This window comes from Bacillus sp. FAU20, from assembly GCF_056033865.1.
Genome location: NZ_JBVYHY010000003.1, coordinates 1,329,236 through 1,346,660 on the forward strand (window position 1 = coordinate 1,329,236; position 17,425 = coordinate 1,346,660).

The 17,425-nt window shown below is 36.9% G+C and carries 17 protein-coding genes; 16 read left to right on the plus strand and 1 reads right to left on the minus strand.

Annotated elements, in window-relative coordinates:
• Positions 1–173: 173 nt before the first annotated feature.
• The 12 genes from AC0OM3_RS07195 to AC0OM3_RS07250 all read left to right on the plus strand — a co-directional run bounded on the left by AC0OM3_RS07195 (position 174) and on the right by AC0OM3_RS07250 (position 12,377).
• A complete protein-coding gene (locus tag AC0OM3_RS07195; protein ID WP_000869936.1) occupies positions 174–683 on the plus strand; it encodes a DUF84 family protein in 510 nt (169 codons plus the stop codon).
• Positions 684–765: 82 nt separating this feature from the next.
• Entirely contained in the window at positions 766–1,080 is a 315-nt protein-coding gene (locus AC0OM3_RS07200; RefSeq protein ID WP_000838187.1) for a thioredoxin family protein, read from the plus strand.
• 78 nt (positions 1,081–1,158) lie between these two features.
• Positions 1,159–1,971, plus strand: coding sequence for a DUF1444 domain-containing protein (locus AC0OM3_RS07205; protein ID WP_474211211.1), 813 nt, complete (start codon positions 1,159–1,161; stop codon positions 1,969–1,971).
• Positions 1,968–2,582 carry a YtpR family tRNA-binding protein gene (gene ytpR / locus AC0OM3_RS07210; protein WP_474211212.1) on the plus strand — a complete coding sequence of 205 codons (615 nt, stop codon included), beginning with the start codon at positions 1,968–1,970 and terminating at the stop codon, positions 2,580–2,582. Before AC0OM3_RS07205 ends, ytpR begins: the two co-directional genes overlap by 4 nt.
• 224 nt (positions 2,583–2,806) lie before the next feature.
• Positions 2,807–3,151, plus strand: a complete 345-nt coding sequence (locus AC0OM3_RS07215; protein ID WP_000813291.1) for a hypothetical protein — start codon at positions 2,807–2,809, stop codon at positions 3,149–3,151.
• Positions 3,152–3,191: 40 nt separating this feature from the next.
• Complete coding sequence (locus tag AC0OM3_RS07220; RefSeq protein ID WP_474211213.1) at positions 3,192–4,145, plus strand: N-acetylmuramoyl-L-alanine amidase; 954 nt, start codon at positions 3,192–3,194, stop codon at positions 4,143–4,145.
• A 154-nt stretch (positions 4,146–4,299) separates the two neighbouring features.
• The gene (locus tag AC0OM3_RS07225; protein WP_474211214.1) at positions 4,300–7,935 is read left to right on the plus strand and encodes a DNA translocase FtsK; all 3,636 of its coding nucleotides are present in this window, start codon (positions 4,300–4,302) and stop codon (positions 7,933–7,935) included.
• 61 nt (positions 7,936–7,996) lie between these two features.
• Positions 7,997–9,115 (plus strand): nicotinate phosphoribosyltransferase, encoded by a 1,119-nt coding sequence (locus AC0OM3_RS07230; RefSeq protein WP_000658370.1) that lies wholly within the window; start codon positions 7,997–7,999, stop codon positions 9,113–9,115.
• Positions 9,116–9,367: 252 nt separating this feature from the next.
• The gene (murC, locus tag AC0OM3_RS07235; protein WP_000219467.1) at positions 9,368–10,678 is read left to right on the plus strand and encodes a UDP-N-acetylmuramate--L-alanine ligase; all 1,311 of its coding nucleotides are present in this window, start codon (positions 9,368–9,370) and stop codon (positions 10,676–10,678) included.
• 181 nt (positions 10,679–10,859) lie between these two features.
• Positions 10,860–11,408 (plus strand): GNAT family N-acetyltransferase, encoded by a 549-nt coding sequence (locus AC0OM3_RS07240; RefSeq protein ID WP_000494681.1) that lies wholly within the window; start codon positions 10,860–10,862, stop codon positions 11,406–11,408.
• Positions 11,405–11,896: a GNAT family N-acetyltransferase gene (locus AC0OM3_RS07245; RefSeq protein ID WP_474211215.1), complete on the plus strand. Its 492-nt coding sequence runs from the start codon at positions 11,405–11,407 to the stop codon at positions 11,894–11,896. The genes AC0OM3_RS07240 and AC0OM3_RS07245 overlap by 4 nt, the downstream gene beginning before the upstream one ends.
• Before the next feature lie 76 nt (positions 11,897–11,972).
• On the plus strand, positions 11,973–12,377 hold the full coding sequence (locus tag AC0OM3_RS07250) for a PH domain-containing protein (protein ID WP_474211216.1): 405 nt from the start codon (positions 11,973–11,975) through the stop codon (positions 12,375–12,377).
• A 36-nt stretch (positions 12,378–12,413) separates the two neighbouring features.
• Here the strand turns inward: AC0OM3_RS07250 and AC0OM3_RS07255 are convergent, their stop codons facing one another.
• Positions 12,414–13,529, minus strand: coding sequence for an aminopeptidase (locus AC0OM3_RS07255; RefSeq protein WP_000654731.1), 1,116 nt, complete (start codon positions 13,527–13,529; stop codon positions 12,414–12,416).
• A 187-nt stretch (positions 13,530–13,716) separates the two neighbouring features.
• Between AC0OM3_RS07255 and AC0OM3_RS07260 the strand changes: the two genes are divergently transcribed.
• The 4 genes from AC0OM3_RS07260 (at position 13,717) to AC0OM3_RS07275 (ending at position 16,933) form a co-directional block, all read left to right on the plus strand.
• The gene (locus AC0OM3_RS07260; RefSeq protein WP_001197720.1) at positions 13,717–14,229 is read left to right on the plus strand and encodes a DUF948 domain-containing protein; all 513 of its coding nucleotides are present in this window, start codon (positions 13,717–13,719) and stop codon (positions 14,227–14,229) included.
• The gene (gene ytxJ, locus AC0OM3_RS07265; protein WP_001057465.1) at positions 14,229–14,555 is read left to right on the plus strand and encodes a bacillithiol system redox-active protein YtxJ; all 327 of its coding nucleotides are present in this window, start codon (positions 14,229–14,231) and stop codon (positions 14,553–14,555) included. The genes AC0OM3_RS07260 and ytxJ overlap by 1 nt, the downstream gene beginning before the upstream one ends.
• Positions 14,556–14,672: 117 nt before the next feature.
• On the plus strand, positions 14,673–15,695 hold the full coding sequence (locus AC0OM3_RS07270) for a CamS family sex pheromone protein (protein WP_000738000.1): 1,023 nt from the start codon (positions 14,673–14,675) through the stop codon (positions 15,693–15,695).
• 164 nt (positions 15,696–15,859) lie between these two features.
• Positions 15,860–16,933: a bifunctional 3-deoxy-7-phosphoheptulonate synthase/chorismate mutase gene (locus tag AC0OM3_RS07275; protein WP_000168215.1), complete on the plus strand. Its 1,074-nt coding sequence runs from the start codon at positions 15,860–15,862 to the stop codon at positions 16,931–16,933.
• Positions 16,934–17,425: the final 492 nt, after the last annotated feature.

Consider the following 17,425-nt stretch of genomic DNA (forward strand, 5'->3'; position numbering starts at 1 on the left):
ATTAAGACCCTGGATAGGAAAAGAGAGGAAGGCTGTTTTTGTGTTCGAGGACGGTAATGGTGAGGAAATCCACCTTCTTTTTTAGGTTGAATAGGTGCCACGGTGATGTATGGTAGTGATTGATGTTTAATTTAAGTAGAACGAAATGATGAATTTTTATAGAGGTGAACGAAATGAAAGTAGTAGTAGGGTCAAAGAATAAAACGAAGGTTGGGGCTGTGGAGAAGGTTTGGAAAGATGCTGAAATTACATCTCTTTCTGTTCCATCAGGAGTATCAGCTCAGCCTTTCTCAGATGAAGAGACGATGGAAGGAGCGATTAATAGAGCGAAGCGAGCGCTAGAGGAAGGAGAAGCTCCAATTGGTATTGGGCTAGAAGGCGGTGTAATGAAAACGGAGCACGGTTTATTTATGTGTAACTGGGGCGCGCTAGCAACAAGTGATGGGAAAGTATTTGTGGCCGGAGGAGCGCGTATTACGTTACCAGACGATTTTTTAGCACCTCTTGAAGATGGTAAAGAATTAAGCGAAGTGATGGAAGAGTTTGTGCAGCGAAAAGATATTCGTAGTCACGAAGGTGCGATTGGTATTTTTACAGATGATTATGTCGACCGCACGGAATTATTTGTACACGTTGTTAAGTTGTTAGTTGGGCAATATAAGTATGACAAAAAGCAAGCATAAACCTTGCACCGTGCGCGATGTATGGTAGTATAAAAGAAAGATTATAACATGAAAAATGCACTCGTTAGAGGAGGAAATATAGATGAAGTCATTAGAAAGCATGGAGCAATTCCAAGATTTAAAAAATGAAGAGAATGTAGTCTTTATGTTCTCAGCAGAATGGTGCCCAGACTGCCGCTTTGTAGACCCATTTATGCCAGAAGTAGAAGAGAAATATAGTGATTTCTCATTTTACTATGTAGATCGCGATGAGTTTATTGATCTATGTGTAAAATTAGACGTATTTGGCATTCCGAGCTTTGTAGCGTACAATAAAGGTGAAGAAACTGGTCGCTATGTAAACAAAGATCGTAAAACACAAGAACAAATCGAAGAGTTCATTGAAGGTTTAAAATAAGGCAATTTGCCAATTGAATTGTAAAACAACCTCTACCTTCGCGGGGGAGGTTATTTTTTTGGAAGGGAGGAAAAAGAGATGAAGATGACAAGTAAAAAGATGAAAGATGAGTTAATAAAGAAATTATCTCGCCCAGAATGGGACTTTCAGTATGATAGTGAGAAAGAAGTTTTACGTATTGAACAAAAAGACTCCAAAAAAGGTATTAACGTATCGCTTCCAGGAGTTGTGGCAAAATGGGAAGTGAACAAAGAAAAGGCAATTGAAGAAGTTGCTTATTACGTACAAGAAGCGCTAATTGCGATACATAAAGAAGAAAATAGCGGAGCGAAAATTTTACCTGTTATTCGCTCTACTTCTTTCCCGAAACAAGCAGAAGAAGGAAATCCGTTTATTATGACGGATCATACGGCGGAAACACGTATCTACTATGCGTTAGATTCGAATAAAACGTATCGACTAATTGACGAGCGTCTATTACAAAAATTAGAACTTACAGAACAGCAAGTGCGTGAAACGGCATTATTCAACGCACGTTCGTTAGGTTATGAATTTAAACAAGACACAGTAGCGGGTAATACATTCTACTTTTTAAACACAAATGATGGGTATGACGCGACTCGTATTTTAAACGAATCGTTACTACAATCGATGCGTGAAAAGATTTCTGGTGACATGGTTGTTGCTGTTCCTCACCAAGATGTATTAATTATTGCTGATATCGTCAACGAAATCGGTTATGATATTATTGCACAAATGACAATGAAATTTTTTGCCGAAGGGCATGTTCCGATTACATCACTTTCATTCGTATATGAAGATGGAGAATTTGAACCAATCTTTATTTTAGCGAAAAATCGGAAGAAGACAGATGGAAAAGAGAAAGGATGAACGAAGTGAACGTTTTTTACAACCTTGAAGGAATTGGTGACACTTTAATTGTTGCCTTACAAGATATTACTTTAGAGAACCGTACTTTTGATCGCAAAGGAGATGTTGCACGCGTATACGATCGTGAAAGCAACGAGACAGCAGGATTCAACATCTTTAATGCATCTTCTTACTTAGAAGTAAAAGAAACAGGAAACCTTACATTAACGAAAGAGCTTGTAGAGAAAATCAACGAAATTTTAGTGAAGAATGGCTTTGAAGAAACAGTAGAAGCAGATCTTTCTCCGAAATTTGTTGTAGGCTATGTAGCTGAAAAAGAAAAGCATCCAAATGCTGATAAGCTAAACATCTGTAAAGTAGAAATCGGTACAGAAACATTACAAATCGTATGTGGCGCACCAAACGTTGATGCAGGACAAAAAGTTGTCGTTGCAAAAATTGGTGCTGTAATGCCAAGCGGTATGTTAATTAAACCAGCAGAACTTCGCGGTGTTCCTTCTTCTGGAATGATCTGCTCTGCACGTGAATTAGAGCTTCCAGATGCTCCACAAGAAAAAGGTATTCTTGTATTAGAAGATAGCTTTGAAGTTGGACAAGAGTTTAAATTTTAATTGATATAAGAAAAGAGAGGTTGTCCTTTTGGACAACCTCTCTTTTTTTGCGTTCTTTGTCGGTAAATCGAAATTCGTGTTGAATCGTTGATATATTGAGAGTTGTGATAGATATATTTAAAAAATCGTTAATATGATAAGGATGTCACCTTTTTTCTTAAAATCTATATTGTATTTTATAAACAAACTAGTTAAAATTTAGAAAAATAGAAGGGGATAGACGTATGAAACAACAACTAAAAATCGCAGAACTTCTAAAACGAATTGAAACTTCAAAACAGCAAGATGTTGAGCTAGGTACTTATGAAATATATGTGTTTAGTGAAAGTGAATTAGAAAAAGGACAAATCGGTTATCGATATGATAAACATAAAAATTCATTAATAAGTGAAGAAAACGGAAAGTGGCAAGAAGGATGGATTACAATTGGATATGAAACGGATATGGGCGATCCAGTTTTCGTAAATATAGATGATGACGCTTATCCGGTTTATACTGCAGAACGTGGTACAGAAAAATGGCAGCCAGTTTATATTGGAAATATGGATGAGATTATAGGGCAATTATAAGAAAAACTTTGAATCCGGTGCAAAGTGATGGGAGAGAAGTATGAAGTATATAAAAATAATGAGCATGATTGCATTCATTGGAATATATATGGCCGGTTGTTCACAAGAGCAGCCGAAAAAAGAAACTACATCTTCTATACAAGAGAAAAACAAAGATACCAAAGAAGACGCACCGGTAGAAAAGCAGCAAGAACAAGAAAAGAATGAAGAGTCACAAGCAATTCAAACGAATGAGCAAGTAGAACATAAGCAAGAGGAAGTATCATCTGAGGAAAAGAAAGAAGAAACTACGCCAGTACAGCCAACTGAGCAACCAGTGCAAAATAATGAACAAAAAGTAGAGAGTAATGAAAAACAAGAGAAGTTTCTCGTCGTTATTGATCCAGGGCATCAACAAAAAGCGAATTTAAATTTAGAGCCGATTGGACCAGGGGCAACAACGCAAAAATATAAAGTGACAGACGGTACAACAGGTGTTGTGACGAAAAAGAGAGAGGCTGTACTTGTATTAGAAATGGCTTTTTTATTAAAAGAAAAGCTTGAAGCAAAAGGGATACAAGTATTAATGACGAGAACATCACAAGACGTTGATATAAGTAATAAAGAACGGGCGACATTCGCAAATAATCATAAGGCTAATTTATTTTTACGTCTTCATGCAGATGGTTCTGAAAATCCAAACCAAAGTGGATTTTCTGTATTGACGCCGGCAGAAGGAAGTCCGTATACGAGAGAGATTTATGCGGAAAGTCTTCAAATCTCTCAAATGATTGTAAATAAAATGAGGGAGAACCAGCAAGTAAAAGTAAATGGAATTAAATTTCGGGATGATCTTTCTGGATTTAATTGGGCAAAGGTTCCTGGTGTGTTATTAGAACTTGGGTTTATGTCAAACCATGAAGAAGATAAAAAATTATCTGACCCGCAGTATGTAAATTCTTTATTGCAAAGTGTAACGGATAGTATAGATGTATATCGGAAGAGTAAAGCTTAAGCGCAGTCTTACATGAAAGGCTGCGTTTTTCTATATGAAACACTCGTAAATTAGAATATTGTGGATAAATATGACATGCTTAATTTTACCTGCACTTTTTGCCGAATGCTGATACAATAAAGGATGTTACTATTTAGTAGAAAGAGTGGTAAGCATGTTAGATTGGATGAAAAAGCTGTTTAACAAAGAGGAAGAACAAACAGCGATGAATAAAGAAGTACCAAAGCAAATTGAAAGTCAGCCGAAAATTCCTCGTGTAAACCACTACACTGAAGCAAGAGAAGCACAAATGGCAAGTAGGAATGCAGGTAAATGCCGTTTTCCTTTAGTACCGGATAATGGGTTCGATGAAGAGGATGAAAGCGAAGTAAATCGCTTCGAAGAACAACCTGTTCAAGGAGTAACATATGAAGAATCGACTGCCCAAAGAGGAATAAAGGTGGAAAGAAGCAGACGACCGTATGTGGAAAAGGTAGTTTCTACATATGAAGAGCCGGAAGTGCAATATGAACCGGTGCGGGAGTCTGTCGTTAAAAAGGCATCTGTACCTTCGCAAGAGAGTAACCGTAGACCATTTCGTCCAACAGAAATGATTTCGCCAATTTATGGATATAATCGTCCTTCAGTAGAGAAAAAGAAAGAAAAGCAGGAGGAAGTAAAGGAAAGAGAAGACCTTGAAATATCTGTAGAGGGTAAATCAGTCGTTGATGCATGGTTAGAGAAAAAAGGATATACATTATCTGATTTCTCGGAAGGACAAGCACCAACTTCTTCTAGTCATAGAGCTGCTAACCAGCATGGAGAGCAACAATATGAAGAGAATAAAAAGGAAGAAAAGTCAGTAGTTGATCAATGGCTAGAGAAAAACGGTTATGAAATTGAACGCCAAGTGCCTTTAGTAGAAGAAAAAGAAGTGATTCAAGAAATGAGTACACCGCAGGAAGTTTCAGCGGATGAATTACTTCATAAAACAGTAGCTGAGCAGATGGAAAGTGCTAAGCTAGAAAAAGATGTAGTGGTGTTAAACGAAAACAATCTACAAGAAGAATTAGTAGCTTCTAAAGTAGAGCACGAGGATACAATATTATCAGAAGATATTAAACGTAATACAGAAATAAAACAACCTACTATTGAAGTAGAAAAGCAAGCTCCAGAAGAATCAGTGATTGTCAAAGCAGAAGAAAAACTTGAAGAAACAATCATTGTGGAAATACCAGAAGAAGTGTCAAAAGTAGAAGTAATTGCGGAAACAGAAGAGTCAGAAGAAGCTGAAGTAATTACAGAAACAGAAGAGTCAGAAGAAGTGGAAGTAATTGCGGAAGCAGAAGAGTCAGAAGAAGTAGAAGTAGAAGTAATTGCAGAAACGGAAGAGCTTGAAGAAGTAGTTATGGAAACAGAGGCACCTGAAGAAGTGGAAGTAATTGCGGAAGCGGAAGAAACAGAAGAAGTGGAAGTAATTGCGGAAACGGAAGAAACAGAAGAAGTGGAAGTAATTGCGGAAGCGGAAGAAACAGAAGAAGTGGAAGTAATTGCGGAAACGGAAGAAACAGAGGAAGTGGAAGTAATTGCGGAAGCAGAAGAGTCAGAAGAAGCTGAAGTAATTACAGAAGCAGAAGAGTCAGAAGAAGTAGAAGTGATTGCAGAAATAAACGCGCCTGTAGTAGAGACATTTGTAGCACTTGAGGACATTCAGCAAGAAGATGAAGCAATTGAACAAAAGAATGAATTCATACATGTTGCTGAGGCTGATGAACAAACGAAGAAAGATGTTCAAAGCTTTGCGGATGTTTTAATTGCAGAAGAACAACCAGTTGCAGAGGAAGCACGGATTGCAGAAGAACAGCCAACTGCCGAGGAAACACCGGTCGTAGAAGAACAACCAGTTGTACAAAAAGAAGAACCAAAACGTGAGAAAAAGCGTCATGTACCATTTAATGTTGTTATGTTGAAACAAGATAGAACACGATTAATGGAAAGACATGCAGCTAGAGCAAATGCAATGCAGCCTTCTGCTAATGTACGAGTAGAGAATAAGCCAGTACAACAAGAGGTAGCAGAACCACAAGTGGAAGAACGCCCAGTGCAGCAAGTAGTAGCAGAGCCACAAATGGAAGAACGCCCAGTGCAGCAAGTAGTAGCAGAGCCACAAGTGGAAGAACGCCCAGTGCAACAAGAGGTAGCAGAACCACAAGTGGAAGAGCAACCAGTGCAGCAAGTAGTAGCAGAGCCACAAATGGAAGAACAATCAATACAGCAAGTAGTGGTAGAGCAAGTACAAAAGCCAATTTCAAGTACGGAAGTACAAGAGAAAGCATATGTTGTAAATCAAAGAGAGAACGATATGCGAAATGTATTGCATACACCACCGACATATACTGTTCCACCATTAGCGCTGTTGTCGATTCCACAGCAATCAGCGTTAGATAATACAGAATGGTTAGAGGAGCAGAAAGAATTATTAGATACAACGTTTAATAATTTTCACGTTGGAGCACATGTTATTAATGTATCGCAAGGGCCAGCGGTAACTCGTTTTGAAGTACAGCCAGACCCAGGTGTGAAAGTAAATAAAATTACAAACTTAAGTGATGATATTAAGTTAAGTTTAGCTGCGAAAGATATTCGTATTGAAGCGCCGATTCCAGGGAAGAGTGCAATTGGAATTGAAGTTCCAAATAAAGAAAGTAAGCCGGTATTTCTTCGCGAAATTTTAAGAAGTCCTGTATTCACAAAGAGTGAATCACCGCTTACTGTTGCGCTTGGACTTGATATTTCAGGGGATCCAATTGTAACGGATATTCGAAAAATGCCACATGGACTTATTGCGGGTGCAACCGGTTCTGGTAAAAGTGTGTGTATTAACGCCATTTTAACGAGCATTTTATATAAAGCGAAACCACATGAAGTGAAGTTAATGTTAATCGATCCGAAGATGGTTGAGCTTGCACCATACAATTCTGTTCCGCATCTTGTAGCACCTGTTATTACGGATGTAAAAGCAGCAACAGCTGCATTAAAATGGGCAGTTGAGGAAATGGAACGCCGTTATGAATTGTTTGCACACGCAGGTGCTCGTGATTTAACTCGCTACAATACGATTGTAAGTGAGCGAGAAATTCCAGGAGAGACATTACCTTATATCGTTATTGTCATTGACGAGTTAGCCGATTTAATGATGGTAGCACCTGGTGATGTTGAGGAAGCGATTTGTCGCATTGCGCAAAAAGCACGTGCTTGTGGTATTCATTTATTAGTAGCGACGCAGCGTCCATCTGTAGATGTTATTACAGGTTTAATTAAGTCAAACATTCCAACGCGTATTGCGTTTACTGTATCATCTCAAGTTGATTCGCGTACGATTATTGATATTGGGGGCGCGGAGAAATTACTTGGCCGTGGTGATATGTTATTCTTAGGGAACGGTACATCTAAGCCAGTTCGTGTACAAGGTGTATATGTATCGGATGATGAGATTGAAAAAACAGTTGATCATGTGAAAAAGCAAATGAAGCCGAATTACTTATTTAAGCAAGAGGATTTATTAGCGAAAACAGAACAAGCTGAGTCAGAAGACGAATTGTTCCTTGATGCATGTCAATTTGTTGTAGAACAAGGGGGAGCGTCCACATCTTCTGTACAGCGAAAATTCCGCATCGGTTATAATCGCGCGGCACGTCTCATTGAAGAGATGGAATCGCAAGGGATTATTTCTGAAGGTAGAGGAACGAAACCGAGAGATGTCCTTATTTCTGAGGATGAATTTGCCGCTATGCAGGAAACAAATGTATAGTAAAAGGTTTTGCTGTATACTAAGAGAAAATGTTGGATAGTAAAGTAGGGAGTAAAGCGACATGAAAGAAATTGAATTAAAATTAAAAGGTGAAATAAATAGACTAACAAATAAAACATTTAAATTTGACGAACGTGTTGGAGAAGGTTGGTTCTCTGCCGTTTACTTTTTAAAAACTAGAGAAATCATCGAAGAATTTCGCCCGAAAAGTGTTGTAACGATGCAATTTTTCCAAAAGGAAAATGCAGTTCTTTGCGGAACGGATGAAGTAATTGCATTGCTACAAACATTCGCTAAAAATCCTGAGGAACTTGAAATTAACTCTTTAAAAGATGGCGATAAAATTAGTCCATTTGAAACAGTGTTAACAATTCATGGTCCTTATGAAAATTTCGGATTTTTAGAAGGTGTCATTGATGGGATTTTAGCTCGTCGTACATCGGTTGCGACAAACGTATATAACGTTGTCCAAGCTGCGCGTAGCGTAGATAAAGAAAAACCAGTTATTTTCATGGGAGATCGTGACGATCATTATACACAACAAGCTGGTGACGGTTATGCAGCATACATCGGAGGTATGAGCGCACAAGCGACGCATGCGATGAATGAATGGTGGGGCAAAAGTGGTATGGGGACGATGCCTCACGCATTAATTCAAATGTTTAATGGTGATGTTGTAGAAGCTGCAAAAGCATATCATAAGAAATTCCCAGAAGATGAATTAGTTGTATTAATTGATTACAACAATGATGTCATTACAGATGCACTTCGCGTAGCGCGTGAATTTGGATCAACATTAAAAGGTGTACGTGTAGATACGTCCCGCACGATGATTGATCAATACTTCATTCGCCACCCAGAAGTACTTGGAACATTCGATCCACGTGGTGTAAACCCATCGCTTGTATTCGCACTTCGTAAAGCACTTGATGAAGAAGGATTCCAGCATGTAGACATCGTTGTAACTGGTGGATTTGATGAGAAGCGTATTCGTGAATTTGAAGCTCAAAACGTACCTGTTGACATATACGGGGTAGGAAGTAGCTTATTAAAAATGAATATTGGCTTTACTGGTGATAACGTAGAATTAAATGGAAAACCAGAAGCGAAAGCTGGTCGTAAATATCGTCCAAACCCACGTTTAGAGCGTGTTCAATTAGAAAAAAGAGAAGAGATGTAAAAGAGAGAAAAACTGATAGGTGATTGACCCTATCAGTTTTTCTGTTATCATAGTATAGCGGCTTCTTTTTTGCTATAATGGACTTGTTATAGACATATAAAGAAGTACGTACGAGTTTATCCTGATAAGTGAAGGGAAAGAATAACTTCACTACATCAAAAATGTATGATGATTACCAAAATAAGAAAAGATTCATATACTGTCTTATAGATAGGCCGTTGTATTAGTTCGAAATGTTGGAGGTTCTTTAAGATGACAGTTTACCATTTTGTAGGAATTAAAGGAACAGGAATGAGTTCATTAGCGCAAATTCTTCATGATATGAAGCATACTGTTCAAGGGTCTGATTATGAAAAGCGTTTCTTTACACAAACAGCGTTGGAAAAGCGTAGTATCTCGATCCTTCCTTTTGATAAGAATAATGTAGAAGAAGGACAAGTGATTATTGCAGGAAATGCATTTCCTGATACGCATGAAGAAATCGTAGCAGCAAAAGAATTAAACATCCCAGTCCATCGTTACCATCATTTCTTAGGTGACCTGATGAACCAATACACAAGTGTTGCTGTAACTGGTGCACATGGAAAAACATCAACAACTGGTTTGTTAGCCCATGTAATGCAAGGTGCACACCCTACATCTTACCTTATTGGAGATGGAACAGGGCATGGGGTAGAAAATAGTAAGTATTTTGTATTTGAAGCTTGTGAGTATCGTCGTCATTTCTTGTCTTATAATCCAGACTATGCAATTATGACGAATATTGATTTTGATCATCCAGATTATTTTGCAGACATCAATGATGTATTCAGTGCATTCCAAGAGATGGCATTGCAAGTGAAAAAAGGCATTATTGCATGTGGAGATGATGAAGAACTTCAAAAAATTCAAGCGAAAGTACCTGTTATTTTCTATGGATTTGGAGAAGATAATGATTTCCAAGCACGCAACATCCAAAAGAGAACAGATGGCACGATATTCGATGTATTCGTTCGTAACACGTACTATGATACGTTCAAAATTACAGGATACGGCAATCACAGCGTATTAAATGCGTTAGCAGTAATCGCGCTTTGCCATTATGAAAATGTTGATGTAGAAGCAGTAAAACATCAATTAACAACTTTTGAAGGCGTAAAACGTCGTTTTAATGAAAAGCCGATGGGAGAGCAAGTAATCATCGATGACTATGCACACCATCCGACAGAGATTAATGCAACGATTGAAGCTGCTCGTCAAAAACATCCAGAGCGTGAAATTGTCGCTGTATTCCAGCCACACACATTCTCACGTACAGAAAAGTTCTTAGATGAGTTCGCAGAAAGCCTAAGCAAAGCTGACCAAGTATATTTATGTGATATTTTCGGATCAGCACGTGAAAACAAAGGTGAATTAACAATTGAAGATCTGCAAAAGCGTATTGACGGTGCAGAACTAATTACAGATACAACAACGGATGTATTAAAGAAACATAAAAACGGCGTTCTAATTTTCATGGGCGCAGGTGACATCCAAAAATTCGAAGCAGCTTATGTAAAAGAAGTTCAAGTTGCAGAGAAGTAATAGGAAAGACGCATAGCTTGGCTGTGCGTCTTTTTTTGTTGTCGTGGTTGTGTATTAATGTTGAAACGTCGATATATATGGAGTTGTGTTCGATATATTTCAAAAATCGTTGATATATTGGTACGCGTTTTGAAATGTAAGTGTTAGAATAATAAGAAAACTAAAAAGGGGACTAAAAAACATGTTCACACTCCGAGTAGATGACGAAATCGAACTACAATTATTAGAAAAACATCATAAAGAGGAATTATATCAATTATTAGATCAAAACCGTAATCATTTACGGAAATGGCTCCCTTGGGTAGATGGGACAAAATCTGCTGATGCTTATGATGAGATTTTTCCGATGTGGTTAAAGAAGTTTGCAGAGGGAGATGGTTTTGAAAGTGGCATACGTTACAAAGGAAAGCTCGTTGGGATGGTAGGTATTCATCCAGTGAGCTGGGGGAAGAAAGCGACGAGTCTTGGGTATTATCTTGCAGAAGATGCTGGCGGGAAAGGTATTATGACGCGTAGCGTAAAGGCTGTACTTCACTATGCATTTGAAAATTTAAAGCTGAATAAAATTGAAATTCGTTGCGGTGTTGGAAATGCGAAGAGTCGCGCAATTCCAGAGCGTTTAGGATTTAAGTTAGATGGTATTTTACGAGATGAAGAATGGCTATATGATCATTTTCATGATATCGCTGTATATAGTTTACTAGCTTCAGAATGGAAAGAGATTCGATGAACGAGAAGATTCGTATTGTTCCATATGAAGGTACGTTTCAAGAGGAAATAGTAGATCTTATCGTTCATATTCAGCAAAAAGAGTATAATGTTCCCATTACGAAAGAAGAGCAACCTGATTTACTTGAAATAGAAACGTTCTATCAAAAGGATCACGGAAACTTTTGGGTAGCACTTTATGATGGTAAAGTAGTTGGAACAGTAGCTTTATTAGATATTGAGAATCATCAAGTAGCGCTAAGAAAAATGTTCGTACAAAAAGAGTTTCGTGGAAAAGAATGGGGCGCATCATATATGTTGCTTCAAACAGCAATTTCATGGGCTGAGGATAAAAAGTTGAAAGATATTTATTTAGGAACAACAGTAAAATTTTTAGCGGCACATCGTTTTTATGAAAAGAATGGTTTTCAAAGTGTGAGTATAGATGAGTTGCCGAAAAACTTTCCGGTGCTACAAGTAGATAAGAAATTTTATAGGTACATTGTGTAAAAGGTCATTTAGAAATGGCCTTTTTCTATGAACCAAAATGGAAATAGTGGTATAATTTGGATTAGGGGGTGTAGGTATGAACTTTCCAATTCAAAGAAGTAAGTCAGTAGTCATTTTCGTTTGTCTTACGTTAGCTTTTATGTGTATATATCCAATTGTCATGCTTTTCACTAATAGAGCGCATTGGATGTCAGCGTTGATTGGGATGGGTTTATGCTTCCTTGTAAATGTACCACTCGTTTGGGAAGTATTTATTAAAAAACATAAAGTAGAAAATGGTGTATTAAAGTACGGCATTTTAAATGACGATATCGTATTGAAAGAGATAAGAATCATTCGTCAAGTTGGGAAATACCTTGAAATTACGACGAATGCATACAAAGTACATATGGTTGCGATGCCGCAAAATATGAATGAATTTTTGGCGCTTATCAAGAAAGAAAATCCACATGTGAAAATAGAAATGGTAGAGAAGAAATAAAAAAAAGCTCGGAGAAAATTCCGAGCGTTTTTATTATTATTTTAAGTTCTCTGGGTTTAAAGCTTCTAATTCAGGTACAACGAAGCGTCCGTCTTTACGGATTAGTACGTCGTCGAAGTAAATTTCGCCACCGCCGTATTCAGGGCGCTGGATGCATACTAAATCCCAGTGAATGTTCGAGTTGTTGCCGTTCCATGCATCGTCGTAAGCTTGTCCAGGAGTGAAGTGGAAGCTGCCATCGATTTTTTCATCGAATAGGATGTCTCCCATTGGATGTAAGATGTATGGGTTTACGCCGATTGCGAACTCACCAACGTAGCGTGCACCTTCGTCTGTATCGAAGATTTTGTTAATGCGCTCTGTATCGTTTGCAGTTGCTTCAACGATTTGACCATTCTCAAACTTAAGTTGTACATTTTCAAATGTATAACCGTTGTAAGGAGATGGTGTGTTGTAAGAAACTGTACCGTTAACAGAATCACGAACTGGTGCAGAGTATACTTCACCGTCTGGAATGTTTAAATGACCTGAGCATTTAATTGCTGGAATGTCTTTAATAGAGAATGTTAAGTCAGTTCCGGGACCAGTTAAACGAACTTTATCTGTTTTATTCATTAATGTAACAAGGCTATCCATCGCCTTATCCATTTTACCGTAGTCTAAGTTACAAACTTCGAAGTAGAAGTCTTCGAAAGCTTCTGTACTCATTTTAGCAAGCTGTGCCATAGAAGCATTTGGGTAGCGAAGAACAACCCAGCGCGTTTTCGGAACGCGAATGTCTCTATGAACTTTTTTACCAACTGTTTGGCCATGAACTTTCATACGCTCACTTGGAACGTCAGCTTGTTCATTAATATTATCGCCAGAGCGAAGGCCGATATAAGCGTCCATGTCTTTCATTACGCTTGCTTCATATGCAGCGATTTGTTCGAAATGTTCTTCAGTAGCACCCATTAATAAAGAGCGATCTACTTGATGATCTTTTAAAGAGACGAATGGGAAACCACCAGCTGCATATGCTTCTTTTACAAGTGCAGTTACAAGTTCTTTTTGTAAGCCAAAGTTTTCAATTAATACTTTTTCACCTTTTTGTAAGCGGATAGAGTAGTTAATTAAATTGTATGCTAACTTTTCAATACGTGGATCTTTCATATGTAAAGCCTCCCTACTAATTATGTATCCTCTCCTATTGTAACCTACTTAGTGGAATTTGTTGAATGATTTATGTTACAGTTAACGAATAAGTATGAAAATTCTAATGATGAGATAGGGATTAGAATGAAACGGAAAATGATTGTATAATAGGGGAAAGTATGAAAAAGATAAAGGAAGTGATGAAATGCAAGTTCTTTTATATGTAAGTGCGGCTATTATCGCGGTTGCTTTCGCAGTATTAGTAGTGTATGTATGCAGAACGTTGTTATCGGTTCAGAAGACGTTAGAAAACGTTGCAAGCACGTTAGAAGGTTTAGAAAAACAAATGCAAGGAATTAGCGTAGAGACAGAGCAATTATTACATAAGACGAATGCGTTAGCTGATGATATTCAACAGAAGTCACAGTCATTAAATAAAGTGGTAGCGGGTGTAGATGGGATTGGAACGACAATCCAATCTTTAAATACGAAGCTTCGTAATGTATCAGACTCTGTAACGGATGAAATTGAAAATAACGCTGATAAAGTAGCGCAAGTTGTACAGTGGAGCAGTGCGGCGATTGAAGTATACAATCATTACCGTGCGTCGAGACAAGAGAAGAAGGTTGAAAAAGAAGAGCGTAAATTAGAAAGAATTGAGAAAAAAGCTGAAAAGAAAGAGAAGCGCTCTAGATTTCGTATGAGAGGTGAATCGTGATGAATATGACAAAACTTGAAACAATTGAAGAGCTTGAAGTCTTAGTAGAAAAGAATGAGCCGTATGTTCTTTTTAAACATAGTACGACATGCCCGATTAGTCACGGTGCATACACAGAATTTCAAGCGTATTGCAGTGAAGAAAGAGCGGTACCAGCGTATTACTTATACGTACAAGACGCGAGAGATGTGTCGAATCGTGTTGCAGAACAGTACAGCATTAAACATGAATCTCCGCAAGTGTTATACATAAAAGATGGGATCGTAGTATGGAATACGTCTCATTGGAACATTAAAAAAGACGCTTTAGAAGAGAATATTAAGTAAAAAGAAGCAAGCTAAAGGTGCTTGCTTCTTTTTTTTGTTTTTGTTGAAATATATTTAATGGTACACTGTTATTAGTTCAAATTAAATAACTAGATTGTTGAAAGTAGGTTTTAAGTAATGAAGAAAATGGCATTATCCTTCGCGGTCGTAAGTTTATTACTGGGAGCTTGTAGTAACGATAGTAATACGATTAGTAAGAAGGATGAAGTTATACAAAAAGATACAAAAGAAAAAAGTATGATTCCGAGAACTGCTGTTTCTAAAGATTATTATAGAACTGTTATTCCTTTAAAAGAACAAAAGGTTATTAATACAGCTAATATAAAAACAAATTCTAAATTAGATTTAGCAGAGTATGAAAATGGTTTAATAAATATTGCAACGCAACAATTTGATACAGAGAGTCACGTACTGCAATTAAATCAGTATATTCCAGAGAAACTAGTTGATGAACTAGTTGCGAAAGTAGAAGCGCCAGTTTTGACGAATATTATAGAACAAGACTATTTTGGAAAACAGAATTCAAATGAATTAAGTTTATCTGGTGTTATGATTGGCTTAGCTATGTCTTCAAGTGTATCGAATGAAGAAGCTATGTCTAAAGGGTCTGAAGTTGCTAAACAACTTATTGAAGCTATTAACAAAAATGATAAGTATAACAAATCTCCAATTACGTTTGCTATCTTTAAGCAAGAAAGTACTAGTTCTTTAAAAAATGGTACGTATATTGCTAGTGCTACTGTTCAAAAGAATGATACGAACCTTGGAAATTGGAGTACAATTGATGAAAAGTCGTATTCATATCCTTCTGATGAATTTACACAAGCACATGGAGAAGATAATACAAAAATAAATAACTTTGCTAAGGAAATAAAAGGTTTTTCTAATGGAGATTTTATTCCAGTCAACGCTAAAGTTTCTTATAAGAAAGATCAAATGGATACATTAAATATGAATATTGTTATTAAATATAACGGTAAAACAGAATTAATGGCTCTTACCCAATTGGCTGCTCAAGGCATGTTAGACAAATTGCCTAAAGATGCGAAAGTACAATTACAGATTAAGTCCGAGAGTAAAATTGAGGCCGTTATTATAAAAGAGAAAAACAGTGATAAACCGTTTGTTTCCTTCTTGTAAAAAAGACAGTATGTAAACTGTCTTTTTTTATTTTAAATAAAAATATACAATGTTTTTTGATAGTAATTCATTGCTGTATATCGTGTGACAATCGTATATGTATCAGCTATAATAAGTTATCTTAAAAAAGTAATATATAGGAATTTGAAAGAGGTGGCTTTCTTATGGCATCACAACAATTAGGTCGTTTACGTTCTAAAATTGATCAACTTAATTTACAAATATTAGAGTTACTAAACGAAAGAGGTCGTCTCGTACAAGAAGTTGGTAATTTAAAAGAAATACAAGGTGTGAAACGTTTTGATCCTGTACGTGAAAGAAATATGCTGGATTTAATTGCAGAGAATAATAATGGTCCATTTGAAACTTCGACTTTACAACATATTTTCAAACAAATTTTTCAAGCTGGTTTAGAATTACAAGAAGATGATCATCGTAAAGCATTACTTGTTTCTCGTAAGAAAAAAACAGAAGATACAATTGTTGAAATTAATGGTGAAAAAATTGGTGACGGAAATCAGCATTTTATTATGGGACCGTGTGCAGTGGAAAGTTATGAACAAGTACGTCAAGTTGCTGAAGCAATGAAAGAGCAAGGTCTGAAATTAATGCGTGGTGGTGCGTTCAAACCACGTACTTCACCGTATGATTTTCAAGGTCTTGGATTAGAGGGATTACAAATTTTGCGCCAGGTAGCAGATGAATATGATTTGGCTGTTATTAGTGAAATTTTAAATCCGAATGATATTGAGATGTCATTAGATTACGTTGATGTTATTCAAATTGGCGCTCGCAATATGCAAAACTTTGATTTGCTAAGGGCAGCTGGTGCTGTAAATAAACCAGTATTATTAAAACGTGGTCTATCAGCAACGATTGAAGAATTCATTAATGCGGCAGAATATATTATGGCAAAGGGAAATGGAAATATTATTTTATGTGAACGAGGTATTCGCACGTATGAAAGAGCGACGCGTAATACGCTTGATATTTCCGCTGTGCCGATTTTAAAGAAAGAAACACATTTACCTGTCGTTGTCGATGTAACGCATTCTACAGGGCGACGTGACCTTCTCTTACCAACTGCAAAAGCAGCGATGGCAATTGGTGCAGACGCAATTATGGCTGAAGTACATCCAGATCCAGCTGTAGCTTTATCAGATGCGGCGCAGCAAATGAATATACCGCAGTTCAATGATTTTATGAATGAATTAAAATCATTTGGAAGTAAATTATAAAAACTTTTAATGAGCTGTTCCAAGAAGGCATTTTGGAACAGCTTTCTCCTATTGTATAGCGACTGTCATTGTCGATTTTTGTTGGTAAGTTGATATATTTAAAAAATCGCTGATATAATTAGAGTTGCGGTCGATATATTTGGAAAATCGCTGATATATTTCGAGTTACAGTCGATATATTCGAAAAATCGCCGATATAAATTTCATTTACTATCGTACTGCTTAAAATAAGATTTCTACTTAGGAAACATCTATTTTTTTACAAAAAATGCCCTTTTTTCATAAAAAATACGAAAATACGAGAAAAGAAGCGAATTTTTTCGAAACTTTTGCGGGAAAATATTGTATGAGCCTGCGTTTTTATCGTATCATTAGTAAAAGGAAGAACTCGGGACGATTGGTGGCATCTGCAAATAGAGTTGATGTCTTTTTTTCATTCAAGTAACCGATACATAAAAATAGATAACAAAAATAGAAGGAGTGTGCGATGAG

Bases quoted from the DNA above. Each gene is read 5' to 3' on its own strand.
- AC0OM3_RS07195 (WP_000869936.1), top strand. From the start codon at position 174: ATGAAAGTAGTAGTAGGGTCAAAGAATAAAACGAAGGTTGGGGCTGTG.
- AC0OM3_RS07200 (WP_000838187.1), top strand. From the start codon at position 766: ATGAAGTCATTAGAAAGCATGGAGCAATTCCAAGATTTAAAAAATGAA.
- AC0OM3_RS07205 (WP_474211211.1), top strand. From the start codon at position 1,159: ATGAAGATGACAAGTAAAAAGATGAAAGATGAGTTAATAAAGAAATTA.
- ytpR (WP_474211212.1), top strand. From the start codon at position 1,968: ATGAACGAAGTGAACGTTTTTTACAACCTTGAAGGAATTGGTGACACT.
- AC0OM3_RS07215 (WP_000813291.1), top strand. From the start codon at position 2,807: ATGAAACAACAACTAAAAATCGCAGAACTTCTAAAACGAATTGAAACT.
- AC0OM3_RS07220 (WP_474211213.1), top strand. From the start codon at position 3,192: ATGAAGTATATAAAAATAATGAGCATGATTGCATTCATTGGAATATAT.
- AC0OM3_RS07225 (WP_474211214.1), top strand. From the start codon at position 4,300: ATGTTAGATTGGATGAAAAAGCTGTTTAACAAAGAGGAAGAACAAACA.
- AC0OM3_RS07230 (WP_000658370.1), top strand. From the start codon at position 7,997: ATGAAAGAAATTGAATTAAAATTAAAAGGTGAAATAAATAGACTAACA.
- murC (WP_000219467.1), top strand. From the start codon at position 9,368: ATGACAGTTTACCATTTTGTAGGAATTAAAGGAACAGGAATGAGTTCA.
- AC0OM3_RS07240 (WP_000494681.1), top strand. From the start codon at position 10,860: ATGTTCACACTCCGAGTAGATGACGAAATCGAACTACAATTATTAGAA.
- AC0OM3_RS07245 (WP_474211215.1), top strand. From the start codon at position 11,405: ATGAACGAGAAGATTCGTATTGTTCCATATGAAGGTACGTTTCAAGAG.
- AC0OM3_RS07250 (WP_474211216.1), top strand. From the start codon at position 11,973: ATGAACTTTCCAATTCAAAGAAGTAAGTCAGTAGTCATTTTCGTTTGT.
- AC0OM3_RS07255 (WP_000654731.1), bottom strand. From the start codon at position 13,529: ATGAAAGATCCACGTATTGAAAAGTTAGCATACAATTTAATTAACTAC.
- AC0OM3_RS07260 (WP_001197720.1), top strand. From the start codon at position 13,717: ATGCAAGTTCTTTTATATGTAAGTGCGGCTATTATCGCGGTTGCTTTC.
- ytxJ (WP_001057465.1), top strand. From the start codon at position 14,229: ATGAATATGACAAAACTTGAAACAATTGAAGAGCTTGAAGTCTTAGTA.
- AC0OM3_RS07270 (WP_000738000.1), top strand. From the start codon at position 14,673: ATGAAGAAAATGGCATTATCCTTCGCGGTCGTAAGTTTATTACTGGGA.
- AC0OM3_RS07275 (WP_000168215.1), top strand. From the start codon at position 15,860: ATGGCATCACAACAATTAGGTCGTTTACGTTCTAAAATTGATCAACTT.